This window comes from Nocardia sp. NPDC041819 (assembly GCF_055590505.1).
This window is the reverse complement of sequence record NZ_JBVJAP010000001.1, coordinates 260409-274693: the sequence shown is the minus strand read 5'-3', so window position 1 is coordinate 274693 and position 14285 is coordinate 260409. Positions and strand designations below refer to the sequence as shown.

At 66.1% G+C, this 14285-nt stretch carries 11 protein-coding genes and 1 pseudogene; 8 read left to right on the top strand and 4 right to left on the bottom strand.

Annotation, left to right across the window (positions count from 1 at the left end):
* Window positions 1-264: 264 nt before the first annotated feature.
* Both nrdF and ACZ6DL_RS01310 read left to right on the top strand, forming a co-directional pair.
* On the top strand, window positions 265-1227 hold the full coding sequence (gene nrdF / locus ACZ6DL_RS01315; protein WP_062969550.1) for a class 1b ribonucleoside-diphosphate reductase subunit beta: 963 nt from the start codon (window positions 265-267) through the stop codon (window positions 1225-1227).
* A gap of 129 nt (window positions 1228-1356) precedes the next feature.
* Window positions 1357-2316: a hypothetical protein gene (locus ACZ6DL_RS01310; RefSeq protein WP_466048260.1), complete on the top strand. Its 960-nt coding sequence runs from the start codon at window positions 1357-1359 to the stop codon at window positions 2314-2316.
* Window positions 2317-2372: 56 nt separating this feature from the next.
* Here ACZ6DL_RS01310 and mgtE read toward each other — a convergent pair whose 3' ends face one another.
* Window positions 2373-3737, bottom strand: coding sequence for a magnesium transporter (gene mgtE, locus ACZ6DL_RS01305; protein WP_466048258.1), 1365 nt, complete (start codon window positions 3735-3737; stop codon window positions 2373-2375).
* A gap of 892 nt (window positions 3738-4629) precedes the next feature.
* Here mgtE and ACZ6DL_RS01300 point away from each other — a divergent pair.
* From ACZ6DL_RS01300 to ACZ6DL_RS01275, 6 genes and pseudogenes are all read left to right on the top strand, one after another.
* Window positions 4630-5712 (top strand): ABC transporter substrate-binding protein, encoded by a 1083-nt coding sequence (locus tag ACZ6DL_RS01300; RefSeq protein ID WP_466048257.1) that lies wholly within the window; start codon window positions 4630-4632, stop codon window positions 5710-5712.
* Window positions 5709-6563 (top strand): ABC transporter ATP-binding protein, encoded by an 855-nt coding sequence (locus ACZ6DL_RS01295; protein WP_466048255.1) that lies wholly within the window; start codon window positions 5709-5711, stop codon window positions 6561-6563. Before ACZ6DL_RS01300 ends, ACZ6DL_RS01295 begins: the two co-directional genes overlap by 4 nt.
* Window positions 6556-7446, top strand: a complete 891-nt coding sequence (locus ACZ6DL_RS01290; protein ID WP_466048253.1) for an ABC transporter permease — start codon at window positions 6556-6558, stop codon at window positions 7444-7446. The genes ACZ6DL_RS01295 and ACZ6DL_RS01290 overlap by 8 nt, the downstream gene beginning before the upstream one ends.
* 168 nt (window positions 7447-7614) lie before the next feature.
* Window positions 7615-8562, top strand: coding sequence for a TauD/TfdA dioxygenase family protein (locus tag ACZ6DL_RS01285; protein ID WP_466048251.1), 948 nt, complete (start codon window positions 7615-7617; stop codon window positions 8560-8562).
* A gap of 244 nt (window positions 8563-8806) precedes the next feature.
* A pseudogene (locus ACZ6DL_RS01280) lies at window positions 8807-9163 on the top strand (DoxX family protein); the annotation flags it as partial.
* A 190-nt stretch (window positions 9164-9353) separates the two neighbouring features.
* Window positions 9354-10346: an LLM class F420-dependent oxidoreductase gene (locus ACZ6DL_RS01275; RefSeq protein ID WP_466048249.1), complete on the top strand. Its 993-nt coding sequence runs from the start codon at window positions 9354-9356 to the stop codon at window positions 10344-10346.
* Between the two features lie 300 nt (window positions 10347-10646).
* Here ACZ6DL_RS01275 and ACZ6DL_RS01270 read toward each other — a convergent pair whose 3' ends face one another.
* The 3 genes from ACZ6DL_RS01270 to nrdI all read right to left on the bottom strand — a co-directional run bounded on the left by ACZ6DL_RS01270 (window position 10647) and on the right by nrdI (window position 14234).
* Window positions 10647-11468 (bottom strand): SAM-dependent methyltransferase, encoded by an 822-nt coding sequence (locus ACZ6DL_RS01270; protein ID WP_466048247.1) that lies wholly within the window; start codon window positions 11466-11468, stop codon window positions 10647-10649.
* A 160-nt stretch (window positions 11469-11628) separates the two neighbouring features.
* Complete coding sequence (gene nrdE / locus ACZ6DL_RS01265; RefSeq protein ID WP_396979743.1) at window positions 11629-13710, bottom strand: class 1b ribonucleoside-diphosphate reductase subunit alpha; 2082 nt, start codon at window positions 13708-13710, stop codon at window positions 11629-11631.
* 62 nt (window positions 13711-13772) lie between these two features.
* Window positions 13773-14234: a class Ib ribonucleoside-diphosphate reductase assembly flavoprotein NrdI gene (gene nrdI, locus ACZ6DL_RS01260; RefSeq protein ID WP_040868730.1), complete on the bottom strand. Its 462-nt coding sequence runs from the start codon at window positions 14232-14234 to the stop codon at window positions 13773-13775.
* Between the last annotated feature and the right edge of the window lie 51 nt (window positions 14235-14285).

The following is a 14285-nucleotide window of genomic DNA, read 5'->3' as shown; positions in this document are numbered from 1 at the left end:
GGCAGATCTGCCCCACTCCATGGAGATCAGTTGGCAAATATTCGGCGATCGATGCGGGCCGCCGGTGCCGATGCAGTGATCCGGGGGCGCGTACCGCACAATAGGGGGCCGCGCGCGGCGCGCCCTGGCGTTCTTCCGCACGTAGGACGCGTGTCGCGGCGACACAAGGTGTTGTGCTACGCGGTCATGTCAGCCACTAGGAGTAGTGTTCCGAGGGTAGACATTCCGTGACGGCAGCGTGCTCGGGAAAGGCGTGGAGGCAGGATGAAACTGATCGATCGGGTGTCGGCCATCAACTGGAATCGGGTGCCCGACGAAAAGGATGCCGAGGTCTGGGACCGGCTGACCGGCAACTTCTGGCTGCCGGAGAAGGTGCCGGTCTCCAACGACATCCCGTCGTGGAACACCCTGACCGCCGACGAGAAGCAGCTGACCATGCGGGTCTTCACCGGCCTGACGCTGCTGGACACCATCCAGGGCACCGTCGGCGCGGTGAGCCTCATCCCGGACGCGCTGACCCCGCACGAAGAGGCGGTGCTGACCAACATCGCGTTCATGGAGTCGGTGCACGCCAAGAGCTACAGCTCGATCTTCTCCACGCTGTGCTCCACCCGCGAGATCGATGAGGCGTTCCGCTGGTCGGAGGAGAACCGCAACCTCCAGCGCAAGGCCGAGATCGTGCTGTCGTACTACAACGGCGACGATCCGCTCAAGCGCAAGGTCGCCTCCACGCTGCTGGAGAGCTTCCTGTTCTACTCCGGTTTCTACCTGCCGATGCACTGGTCGTCGCGGGCCAAGCTCACCAACACCGCCGACATGATCCGCCTGATCATCCGGGATGAAGCGGTCCACGGCTACTACATCGGCTACAAGTACCAGAAGGGCTTGGAGCTGGTCACCCAGGCCGAGCGGGACGAACTCAAGAACTACACCTTCGAGCTGCTGTTCGAGCTCTACGACAACGAGGTCGACTACACCCAGGACCTCTACGACGAGGTCGGCCTCACCGAGGACGTCAAGAAGTTCCTGCGCTACAACGCCAACAAGGCGCTGATGAACCTCGGCTACGAGGGCCTGTTCCCCAAGGACGAAACCGAGGTCAACCCCGCCATCCTCTCGGCCCTGTCCCCCAACGCCGACGAGAACCACGACTTCTTCTCCGGTTCGGGCTCGAGCTACGTCATCGGCAAGGCGGTCAACACCGAGGACGAAGACTGGGAGTTCTGAGCCGTCGGTTGAGGCGAAGCGCACCGGGGCCCGGCAGCCATGCCGGGCACCGGCCCCGTCTTCGTTCGCCGACCCGGCGTGAAAGACTCTGTGCTGTAGAGCATTCCAATCCGACGAGGGGGGCTTTCGATGTACCGACGGCTGGCTCTGATCGCGGCGGTGCTGTTGACCGCTGCCGCATGTCAGGACGACAGTCCGGCGGCGGTTCCGCAGACCGGTGACGGCTCGTTCTGGTCCACCGTGCCGCATACCGACGACCAGCGTTGGGAAGTGCTGCGCCGCATGCGTGCGATGGACACTTGCGCGCTGCTGCCGCGAGCCGAATTGACCCGGGTCGGCCAGGTGCTCACCGTCGGCACCGACGGGCTGAACTCGTGTAAGGCCGAACTCGACAGCTCGGAACGCTCCACGGGGAAGACCGTCCGCTGGACCATGGCCGGACCCGCGCCCGAAGTGCAGAACCAGCGGGGTACGACCGAACGACTCGGCGACGTGACCGTCAACTTGCTGGCGGACAAGGACATGCTGAGCGCCGAGCAAGCCGGGCAACTCGTCCAGCGCTCCTGTTCGGCCATGGCACGGTTCCCTTCGTCCGCAGCGATCGGCCTGTCGGTGAACACCCCGCTGGCGGTCGAGCCGTGTCCCATCGCCGAGTCACTGATCAGCACGGCGGTGTCCGAATGGAAGAAGGAACCACGCCAAGGCAGCGTGGCGGAAACGATGGCCACGGTGCTGACCGGCGCCGACCCCTGCGCGGTCCTGCCGAAACTCGGCGTCAAGGCCGACCCTGCGCAGCAACGAGTCTCCAGCTGCACGTTCGTCCATCGCGGCGACGAGATCCGCCTCGCGTACGAATACAGCGCGGAGTCGCTGGTCACCGCGGGCAGTCCGGCGTTCACCGTCGGTAACCGCACCGTCTACCGAGATGCCCAGGACGAATTGCGGTTCTACAACGTCGCGGTGGGACAGCCGCTCGAGACCGGCAGCCGCAGCCTGGCCGGGCCGCGCTTACCGGCCATCTCCCTGACCGTAAAAGATGACGCGGCCCTCGAAGAGGTCGCGCGCCAAGTCCTGGCGCTGTTCCCGTAAGCGGCCGGTCGATCACACTTCGCTCGATCGACCGGCCGCGAGCATCGAGGACGTCCTCAGATCCCCAGGACCAGCTTGGCCGTCGTGAAGTAGATGATCAGGCCGGTGGCGTCCACCAGGGTGGTGACCATCGGCGCGGAGACGACCGCGGGGTCGATGCGCAGTTTCTTGGCCAGCAGCGGCATGGTGCCGCCGATGGTGGCGGCCCAGCCGCAGATCAGGACCAGGGTGATGCCGACGACCAGGGCGATGCGCGGACCCACGAACAGGGCGCCGATCGCCAAGCCCACCGAGGCCAGCAGCGAGCCGAGCACCAGGCCGACTCGGCATTCCCGCCAGATCACCTTCAACAGGTCCGACGCCTTGACCTCGCCGACCGCTACCGCGCGCACGCAGGCGGTGGCGGCCTGCGCGCCCGCGTTCCCGCCCGCGCCGATCAGCAGCGGGATGAACAGCGCCAGGTGCGCCGCCTGCTGCAAGGTGCCCTCGAAGAAGTCGGTCACGCTCACCGTCAGTGTCGCGGCGAAGAGCAACAGCAGCAGCCACAGCGCGCGATAGCGGGCCAGCTGGAACACCCCGGCGGCCATGTAGTGGCCCTCCCACGGCGCCGATCCCGCCTGCAACGCCACGTCCTCGCTGTCGGCGGCCTCGATCACCTCGACCGCGTCGTCGATGGTGAGCAGCCCGACCAGCCGGTTTTCGCTGTCCACCACCGGCAGATTGATGTCGTTGGTCTCGCGCATCAGGCGGGCGGCCTTCTCCGCGGAATCGGTGGCGCGCGCGAAGGCCGGTTCGGTGACGACCAGCTCCGACACCATGGTCTCGGGCTTGCTGAGCACCAGTTCGCGCAGTTCGACGATGCCGGTCAGCCGCCTGCCCGTATCGACCACCGGCAGCGTGTACACCGTCTCGGCGTTGCCGCCCTTGGCGCGCACCATGCCGAGCGCTTCCGCCACCGTGAGGTCACGCGGCAATGCCACCACCTCCGGCGTCATGAACTGACCGGCGGAGCCCTCCGGGTAGCCGAGCAGGCTCGCGGTCATCCGCCGCTCCCGCGGGCTCAGGCCGGCCAGCGCCTTCTTGGCCACCTTGGCGGGCGCCTCGCGCAGCATGCGGGCGCGGTCGTCGGGCGCCATGCCCTCGACCAGGTCACGGAAGCTCTGATCACGCAGTCCTTGCAGGATCTGCTGCTGGTCCACCGGCTCGAGTTCCTCGAACACGGCCAGCGCCAGGTCTTTGTCGAGCAGGCGGAACGCCATCCCGGCCCGCACCGCGTCCATGCGGGCGAGCTGATCGGCGATGACGTGCGGCGGATGGTTGCCGAGCCAGTCCAGCGCGGCGTCCACGCGACGGGTATCGACGATGTCCTGGAGGGATTCGGACAGCGTCGGACGTACTTCGATGATGTCGGTCTGCGACATGAGAGGACCTCAGCACATGCGTGAGTGAACGGAGAGCGCGAAATTCACACCGCGGGCGCCGGCCCCTGCCGTCGCGACCTGATCAGGAATGCGAAGGGGCGGCGCCGCGCGGCCTTCGACTGGGAGGTTCGCTGCGCATCGCTACCCCACCTCCCTCTCGTCGTAGCCGCGGATCTCGGATATCCGCACCATTCGGATCAACATCTCGCGGACAGGAAACGTCCTCGTGCAGCTTACATGGCTTCGGGGACGATGATCACCTTACGACGGCGCGCTGTGACGGAAGCCGCTCCACGCCGGTCGGAATCGGGCGTCGTTCGCCCGCGGATGTCGGCATGGGTACCGGCGCGCCGACCGCGATGGCGGTCGACCGACCGCGGTCGCGCGTCGACCGGTCGCGGTCGGGCTCCGGCAGCCGCAGGAACGACCGGATCCGAGCGCGCGGCACCGCTCGGGTCGTCATCGCTTCGGGTTGCGCGACCGCGCGGTTCATCGTGCGGCGCACACCGCTACTAGCCGGCGACCGTGTCACCCGGTCTCCGGAACGCTCGTCCGCTGGACGACAGGGTTATACGCAGGGGGCGTCGAACTGTTGCTCCCATGCTTGGGAACCGGAACAGTATTTCCCAAGCGGGCGTCGGAAGTCACCGCGCCTGTCCCGCACCGATATACAGATCACGGAAGTCTCGAAGTGTCGACAGCAACAGCATTGATCCGCCGTCGCGCGGTCGACTTCATGCGCGTTCCGCACGGAATCTGTCGCCACTGAAGTAGCGCGGCATCGGTTCCCGGCCGAATCCCGCGCGGTCGTCCACCGCCGCATCGCTCCGCTGTGGTGTCGCCGGACGCCTGGCATCGAACTGCACGGCGTCTTCTCTTCGAAAGATCAACAATGCTTCTCTCTCCCTCCTCCCGGCGTGTCGCCCGCGCTCTCGCAGCCGCCGTGGCGGTGCTCACCGGTCTATCCGTGCTCACCGGATGCGGCGAGTCCACCCCCGCCAAAACCGCCGACGGCAAGACCGTGCTGCGCTATCAAGGCGCCACCGGGCAGGTGACCCCCTTCGAACTGGCCGACGATCTCGGCTACTTCACGAAGATCAGCCTGCACTGGGAAGGCGACACCACCAGCGGGCCGGCCAATATCCAGGCGGCGGCGACGAACCAGGTCGAGTTCGGCAGCGCGTTCAACGGCGCGGTGGTGAAACTGATCGCGGGCGGGGCGAAGGTCACCTCGGTGCTCAGTTCCTATGGCGCGGACGAGCAGTCGTTCACCGGTTACTACGTGCGCGACGACTCCGGCATAACCTCGGCACGCGATCTGATCGGCAAGAAGGTCGCGGTCAACACGCTCGGCGCGCACCACGAATTCATCACCAGGGAGTGGCTGCATCAGCAAGGTTTGACCGACGACGAGATCAAGCAGGTGCAGTTGGTCGTCGTACCGCCTGCCAACACCGAGGACGCGCTGCGTAAAGGACAGGTCGACGTCGGCGCCCTGGGCAGCGTCTTCCGCGACACCGCCCTCCAGCGCGGCGGTATCCACCCGCTGTACACCGACAAGGCCATCTTCGGCACGTTCGACTACGGCACCTACGTCTTCCGCAACGACTACATCGCCAAGAATCCCGAAGCCGTGGAGGACTTCGTGCAAGGCACCGCGCGCGCTGTGCGCTGGCTGCAGGTGACTCCGCGCGATCAGGTGCGCGAGCGGTTCGTCCAGATCATCGGCAAGCGCGGCCGCAACGAGAACACCGGCCTGGTGCCGTACTGGCTCAGTTCCGGGATCCCGGTGCCCGGCGCGGTGGTCGCCGACAAGGAACTGCAGATCTGGATCGATTGGCTGGTGCGCAACGGCGAACTGCCCAGCGGCAAGTTGAAGGCCGCTGACCTGTTCACCAACAAGTTCAACCCGTACGCCAACGGCAAATTCACGCCGGAGGCGGGACCGACCGGAGAGGTGGTGGCCGCGAAATGACCACGGCTACGAAACTAGCGCTCACCGGAGTGCGCAAGCAGTTCGCGGTGCGCGGCTCCCAGGAGCGGTTCACCGCACTCGAGGACATCTCGCTGGAACTGCGTGAAGGCGAGTTCCTGGTCCTGGTCGGGCCGAGCGGCTCGGGCAAGTCGACGCTGCTGGACCTGCTCGGCGGGCTGAGCAAACCCACCTCCGGTGAGATCCTGCTCGACGGGAAGCCGATCACCGGCCCGGGCCTGGACCGCGGCATCGTCTTCCAGCAGTACGCCCTGCTGCCCTGGCGCACGGCCCGGTCCAACATCGAATTCGGCTTGGAGGCCAAGGGTTTGCGCCGCAGGACGCGGCGCGAGCTCGCCGACCACTACTTGGAACTGGTCGGGCTCTCCGGTTTCGGCGACCGCTACCCGCACGAACTGTCCGGCGGCATGAAACAGCGCGTCGCGATCGCGCGCAGTCTCGCGTTCGATCCCGAGGTGCTGCTGATGGACGAGCCGTTCGCCGCGCTCGACGCGCAGACCAGGGAATCGTTGCAGGACGAGCTTTTGCGCATCTGGCGCGCCACCGGCAAGACCGTCCTGTTCATCACCCACGGCATCGATGAGGCGGTATATCTCGGCCAGCGGGTGGCCGTGCTGACCTCACGGCCCGGCCGGATCAAGGCCATCGTCGACGTCGAGCTCGACCGCGACACCGACGACGACATCCGCTCCTCCCAGCGCTTCCGGGACTACCGCCACGAGATCTGGACGCTGCTGCACAGCGAAGTCCAACGGGCCGCGAGCCTGGAGCTGAAATCCCTTTCCGACCCGGCCGATATCGAATCCACCACCGAGAGGACGGCTCATGTCTAGTGCCATTCAGCTGAGCGAGCGGCCGGTACGGGACCGTGCGGTCCAGCCCACCCGGCCCGCCCCGGTGCAGCGGGCCGAGCCGGCGCCCACCGCCGTGACGCAGGCCCTGCGGGCGGTGGGCCGGTTCGCCTGGCGGGTATTCAAACCAACGGTCGTGATCGGGCTGTTCTTGCTGCTGTGGCAACTCGCCCCGACGCTCGGGCTGGTGGACGAGGTGTTCCTGCCGCCGTTCTCGGTGGTGGCCCAGGCGTTCGCCGACTTGGTGGCGAGCGGAGAGATGTGGACGCACATCTCCGCGAGCCTGAATCGTTCCCTGGCCGGGTATTCCCTCGCGTTGGTCGCGGGTATACCGGTGGGCATCGCGATCGCCTGGTACAAGCCGGTGGCGGACTTCCTGAATCCGATCCTCGAACTGTTCCGCAACACCGCGGCGCTGGCGTTGCTCCCCGTCTTCTTGCTGATCCTGGGGATCGGCGAAACCTCGAAGGTGGCCATCGTCGTCTACGCGAGCTTCTTCCCGATTCTGCTGAACACCATCACCGGCGTGCGCACCGTCGACCCGCTGCTGGTCAAATCCGCTGCCTCCCTGGGCTTCTCGCCGTTGCGTCTGTTCCAGAAGGTGATCCTGCCCGCGGCGCTGCCGTCCATCTTCACGGGTCTGCGGATGGCCGCCGCCAGTTCGATCCTCGTGCTGCTGGCCGCCGAGATGTTCGGGGCAAGGGCCGGGCTCGGCTATCTGATCACCGCCGCGCAGCAGAACTTCGCGATCCCGAACATGTATGCGGGTATCCTCGCCATCTCGCTGCTGGGCCTCGGCTTCAACGGCGTGCTGGTCGCCCTGGAACGCCGCCTGTCACGGTGGCGCGCTCCGGCGAACGCCTGAACCATGGCCGCTCGTCTCATATCCGGAAGGCAGTCGCCGTGCGGGCGCTGACCAAACGGCGCGTCGTGGACTTCATGCGGGTGTGCGGCAGCGCTTGTCGCCTTGCCGCACGTCCCGCACCTCCGGTTGCCACCGGCCCGATCCTCTGACCCGAAACGAGTTCTTCCGATGACCGCTGTCCACGAAACCCCCCTCTCGACCGTCACCGACAACCCCGTGCACGTCGCGCCCGTCGCCGGTTACATCGGCGCCGACGTCTCCGGCGTCGATCTCCGCGAGCCGCTGACCGACCAGCAGGTCGCGGCCATCACCGACGCGCTGCACACCTACAAGGTGCTGTTCTTCCGCGATCAGCACATCGATCACGCGCAGCAGATCGCCTTCTCCCGCCGGTTCGGCGCGGTCACGCCGTCACACCCGTACGACGACGACGCGCCGACGGAGCACCCGGAGATCCTCGCGGTCGACAGCCGGTTGTACGAGAAGCGGTTCGGTGTGCGGAAATTCAGCTACACCAACCACTGGCACACCGATGTCTCCGCGCTGATCAACCCGCCCGCCGCCTCGATCCTGCGCGCCGACATCGCCCCGGCGCAGGGTGGCGACACCGGCTGGACCAACCTCGTCGCCGCCTACGAGAACCTGCCCGAGTCGCTCAAGCGATTCGTCGAAGGGCTGCGCGCCGAGCACCGCTTCGGCGGCAGCAGGCCGGCCTGGGACTCCGACAGCGACTACGCGAAGAAGGTCGCGGCCGCGCCGCTGATCACCGAACATCCGGTCGTCCGGGTGCATCCGGTGACCGGCGAGCGGGCGCTGTTCGTGAACCCCGGCTTCACCACCCGCATCGTCGGGCTCCGGCCGAACCAGAGCGACGCACTGCTGAAGCTGCTGTTCGACGAGGTGACCAACCCGGCCTACACCGTCCGCTTCCGCTGGGCGAAGGGCAGCCTCGCGTTCTGGGACAACCGCGCCACCGCGCACCTCGCACCGAGCGACCTCGACCACCTCGATGTCACCCGCGTGTTGTACCGCACCACACTCGAGGGTGACATCCCCGTCGGCGTCGACGGTGCGCCGTCCAAGGCCATCGCGGGAGAGAAGTTCACCGGCGCCTAGGGTCCGGACACGCGAGGTCGGCCGGCTGCCGGCAAGCAGTCGGCCGATCTCTCCGCAGTATTCGAGCAAGTCAGCCGGTATCGGGGTCGCCGTCTCCCGCGGCCACTATCGACGGTGCACAGAGTGACCAATCGGTCAGCGGGTGGGCGGTGATCGCGTCCTCGCCCCGGCCGGTGATCACACCGGCGGTGGATCCGTCGTCTCCAGCACAGCGCGCTCCACGTCGTCCCACCACTTGTCCGCGATGCGATCGAGGAGCGCACGGACAGCGCGGCCTTGGTCACCTCTGATCGCACAGATGTCTGGATGGTCGGGCAAAGGCACCTCACGGAGAGCAACGCACAGGGATGTGACGTATGTGAGCCCTCCGATTCCGATCCATGGATGGATCGATACCGTGCCGCTCGGTTTCGTGCGCGTCATCGGCGTACTGGAGGTACTCGGAGCCGTCGGAGTGATACTGCCGCCGCTCACCGGCATCGCACCCGTCCTCGCTCTTGCGGCGGCGATCGGGCTCGCGCTGATCCAGGTCGGTGGGATCGCGCTGCACCTCAGCCGGGGTGAAATCGAGGTGATCGGGCTGAACGCGGCGCTACTCGCACTTGCCGCGGTGGCGACCTGGCTCGCTACGGACCTGGTTGTAGAGCGCTCGAGTCCCGGCGGCGGGGACGCCAGGCGGGAATTCGGAGCGTCGAGCGCCGAACGGTTGCCAGCGCGCGGTGGACTGGTAACAGTGAGGAAGGCCGCAGCGCTCGCCACGGCCGTTTCGGGTACACACGAAGGAGATATTCGTGCGCTTCGGCATCTTCATTCCGCAGGGTTGGCGGCTCGATCTGGTGGGCATCGACCCGGCGGACCAGTGGGGGGTGATGCGAGACCTCGCCCAGCGCGCCGATGCGAACCCGGCGTGGGAATCGCTGTGGGTGTACGACCACTTCCACACCGTCCCGGTCCCCACCGAGGAGGCGACGCACGAGGCATGGACGCTGATGTCGGCGTTCGCCGCCACCACCTCGCGCGTCCGCCTCGGCCAGATGTGTACCGCGATCAGCTACCGCAACCCGGCCTACCTGGCCAAGGTGGCCGCGACGGTCGACCTGATCTCGGGCGGCCGCGTCGAGATGGGCATCGGCGGTGGCTGGTACGAACACGAGTGGCGCGCCTACGGCTACGGTTTCCCGTCCGCGGGCGAAAGGCTGGGCCGCCTGGACGAGGGGGTGCAGATCTTCCGGCAGGCCTGGACCACGGGTTCGGCCACCCTCGACGGCAAGTACTACCAGGTCGACGGCGCCATCGTCCGTCCGCTCCCGTTGCAGGAGAACGGTATTCCGCTGTGGATCGCGGGCGGCGGCGAGAAGAAGACACTGCGCATCGCCGCGAAGTACGCGCAATACACCAACTTCAGCGGTAACCCCGAGGAATTCACCCACAAATCCGAGGTGCTGCGCGCCCACTGCGCCGACGTCGGCACCGACTTCGACGCGATCGTCCGCAGTTCAAACTTCAACGTCGTCATCGGCTCGAACCAGGCCGAAGTGGAGGATCGCCTCGCGGCACTGAAAGCCCGCCTCACACCCGTCATCGGCGAAGACGCGGCGAAGTCCTACTTCGAACAGCTGTACAACAGCGGCGCCGCCACCGGCACTCCCGAGCAGATCATCGAGAACCTGCGCCGAGTCGCCGACCTCGGCCTCGGCTACGCCATCTTCAACTTCCCCGAATCCGCCTACGACACCTCCGGCATCGAACTCTTCGAACGCGAAGTACTCCCCGCGCTGAGCTGAGTGCGCTTAGGCAGGTCCACCCGCAGCCGAGCGACCTCAGCGCCTGGGTTGAGCCCCAACAACCAAGTACCCCCTGCCCCTGCCCCTGCCCCTGCCCCTGCCCCTGCCCCTGCCCGCAATAGTTGGCATCCCCACTCACCCGCCCACAACGGAGCGAGTCTTACGAGCGACCGTTCGCGGCCGTCTCGCGACCGAGCGACCGAAGCGCATGCGCCGTAGGCGCGAGTCTCGGTCGCTCGGTCGCGAGACATGAAGGGCCGCGAACACGCCGCGCCGCAGGCGCGGCCAACAAACACAGCACTACAACTTCCGGCCGACCGCGCTCCAGCAGTTCACTTGGGAGTCGAGCCAGGACGGTGACTCACCGTGGGTGCGCCATTGGTTGGAGACGACGATGCCCGGGTCCATCAGTTCCAGCCCGGTGAAGAATCGGGCGAATTCGTCTCGCGTGCGTGTCTGGGCATAGACCCCGCTCTGCCTGTACACGTTCAGGGCCTCGGTCATCATCTCCGGTTCGAGGTCGGCGGTGATGTGCGAGACCACGAGGAACGAACCCGGCGCGAGGGCGCCCAGCAGCGTCTGGACTATTCCGTAGGGGTCCTGCTCGTCGGACAGGAAGTGCAGCACGGCGACCAGGCTCAGCGCCACCGGACGCTTCAGGTCCAGGGTGTCGAGGAGTTCTGGGGCGGACAGGATCGCCGCGGGATCTTTCAGGTCGGCGTCGACGTAGGCGGTGCGACCCTCGGGCGTACCGGTGAGCAAGGCGCGGGCGTGGGACAACACGATCGGGTCGTTGTCCACGTAGACCACCCGCGCTTCCGGCGTCGGCGCCTGCGCCACCTGGTGCAGGTTCGGCTCGGTGGGGATGCCGGTGCCGATGTCGAGGAACTGGGTCACGCCCATCGCGGTGAGCGCGTTCACCGCACGGTGCATGAAGAGCCGGTTCTGCCGAGCCGCGACCCGGGTGGTGGGAAAGGCCGCGATCACCTTCTCGGCCGCGTCCCGATCCACCTGATAGTGGTCTTTGCCGCCCAGCACGTAGTCGTATATTCGCGCGCTGCTCGGCACACTCGCGTCGTGAATCGGACGGAGCGGCTCACCGTTGCCGCCGAGATCGGTCATCGTCGTTCCCATCACTACCGGATCGCCTCTGCGCCAGCATATTCCAGGCGCCGACTGGGCATCGCACCGCGACCGAAGCCCGGCATGGGAACACCTCGGTGGCCGGAGAACGCGAAACAGGGTGGCCGCCCAGCGGGAAGCCACCCTGTTCGCTACGGGATCACAGCATGCAGGAGACGCAACCTTCGACTTCGGTTCCCTCCAGTGCCATCTGGCGCAGCCGGATGTAGTAGAGGGTCTTGATGCCCTTGCGCCAGGCGTAGATCTGGGCGCGGTTGAGATCGCGGGTGGTGGCGGAGTCCTTGAAGAACAGCGTCAGCGACAGGCCCTGGTCCACGTGCTGGGTGGCCGCGGCGTAGGTGTCGATGATCTTCTCGTAGCCGATCTCGTAGGCGTCCTCGTAGTACTCGAGGTTGTCGTTGGTCATGTAGGGCGCCGGGTAGTAGACGCGCCCGATCTTGCCCTCCTTGCGGATCTCGATCTTCGACGCCACCGGGTGGATGGAGCTGGTGGAGTGGTTGATGTAGGAGATCGACCCGGTCGGCGGGACCGCCTGCAGGTTCTGGTTGTAGATGCCGTGCTCCATGACCGAGGCCTTCAGCTCACGCCAGTCGTCCTGGGTCGGGATGTGCACGCCCGCGTCGGCGAACAACTGCCGGACGCGATCGGTCTTCGGCTCCCACACCTGATCGGTGTACTTGTCGAAGTACTCGCCGCTGGCGTACTTCGATTCCGGGAAGCCGCCGAAGTACGAGCCGCGCTCGATCGCGATCCGGTTCGACGCCCGGATCGCGTGGTAGACCACGGTGTAGAAGTAGATGTTGGTGAAGTCGATGCCCTCTTCGGACCCGTAGTGGATCCGTTCGCGCGCCAGGTAGCCGTGCAGGTTCATCTGCCCGAGGCCGATGGCGTGCGAGGAGTTGTTGCCCTGCTCGATGGACGGCACCGAGTAGATGTGGGTCTGGTCCGACACGGCGGTCAGCGCCCGGATGGACACCTCGATGGTCTGCGCGAAGTCGGGCGAGTCCATCGTCTTGGCGATGTTCAGCGACCCGAGGTTGCAGGAGATGTCCTTGCCGATCTTGGCGTAGGACAGGTCGTCGTTGAACTCCGACGGCGTGGAGACCTGCAAGATCTCCGAGCACAGATTGGAGTGGGTGATCTTGCCCGCGATCGGGTTGGCCCGGTTCACCGTGTCCTCGAACATGATGTACGGGTAGCCCGACTCGAACTGCAGCTCGGCGATGGTCTGGAAGAACTCGCGCGCCTTGATCTTCGACTTGCGGATGCGCTTGTCGTCGACCATCTCGTAGTACTTCTCGGTGACGTCGATGTCGGCGAACGGTTTGCCGTAGATGCGCTCCACGTCATAGGGCGAGAACAGGTACATGTCCTCGTTCTTCTTGGCCAGCTCGAAGGTGATGTCCGGGATGACCACGCCGAGCGAGAGCGTCTTGATACGGATCTTCTCGTCCGCGTTCTCCCGCTTGGTGTCCAGGAACCGGTAGATGTCCGGGTGATGGGCGTGCAGGTAGACCGCGCCCGCGCCCTGGCGCGCGCCGAGCTGGTTGGCGTAGGAGAACGAGTCCTCGAGCAGCTTCATGATCGGGATGACGCCCGAACTCTGGTTCTCGATCTTCTTGATCGGCGCGCCGTGCTCGCGAATGTTGCTCAGCAGCAGCGCGACACCGCCGCCGCGCTTGGACAGCTGCAGCGCGGAGTTGATCGAGCGCCCGATGGACTCCATGTTGTCCTCGATGCGAAGGAGAAAACAACTAACCGGCTCGCCGCGCTGCTTCTTGCCCGAGTTCAGGAAGGTCGGGGTGGCCGGCTGGAAACGGCCGTCGATGATCTCGTCGACCAGCCGGCCCGCCAGCGCCTCGTCACCGGCGGCGAGGGTGAGCGCGACCATGCACACCCGGTCCTCGAACCGCTCCAGGTAGCGCTTGCCGTCGAAGGTCTTCAGCGTGTACGAGGTGTAGTACTTGAAGGCGCCGAGGAAGGTGGGGAACCGGAACTTCTTGGCGTACGCCTGTTTGAACAGATTCTTGATGAACGGGCGGCTGTACTGCTCCAGGACCTCCGCCTCGTAGTAGTTCTCGTCGATCAGGTAGTCCAGCTTCTCGTCCAGGTTGTGGAAGAAGACGGTGTTCTGATTGACGTGCTGCAAGAAGTACTGGTGGGCGGCCTCACGGTCCTTGTCGAACTGGATCTCCCCGTTCGGACCGTACAGGTTCAGCATCGCGTTGAGAGCGTGGTAGTCGAGGACCTCGCCCGCGTCGCCGCCACGGACCGGGGGCTGCTCTAAGCGAGCTGTTTTTCCGGCCGGTGCTGTCGTTGCTGTTGCCAAAACAATCCCAATCCCTCTCGGACGCGTTCGACGTCCTCAGCGGTTCCCATGAGTTCGAAGCGATACAGGTACGGCACGCCGCACTTGCGCGCGATCAGTTCGCCCGCATAGCAGAAGGTGTCGCCGAAGTTCGTGTTCCCCGCCGCGATGACGCCGCGCAGCAGCGCCCGGTTGTGCGGATCGTTGAGGAACTTCGCGACCTGCCGCGGCACGAAATCCTTGTCGGAACGATCGCCCCCCAGCACGTGCCGACCGCCCCCATAGGTGGGGACGATCAGCACGTACGGTTCGTCTACGCGCAGCGAGTCGGCGGTGTGCAGTGGTATGCGAGTCGCCGGGAGCCCCAGCTTCTCGACGAAACGATGCGTGTTCTCCGAAGCGCTGGAGAAGTAGACCAGCGCCGTCGTCTCCGGCATGGTCGCCTTCCTCTTCTCGGGAGTGCCGCGGCGGACCGCCCGGCACTCGCA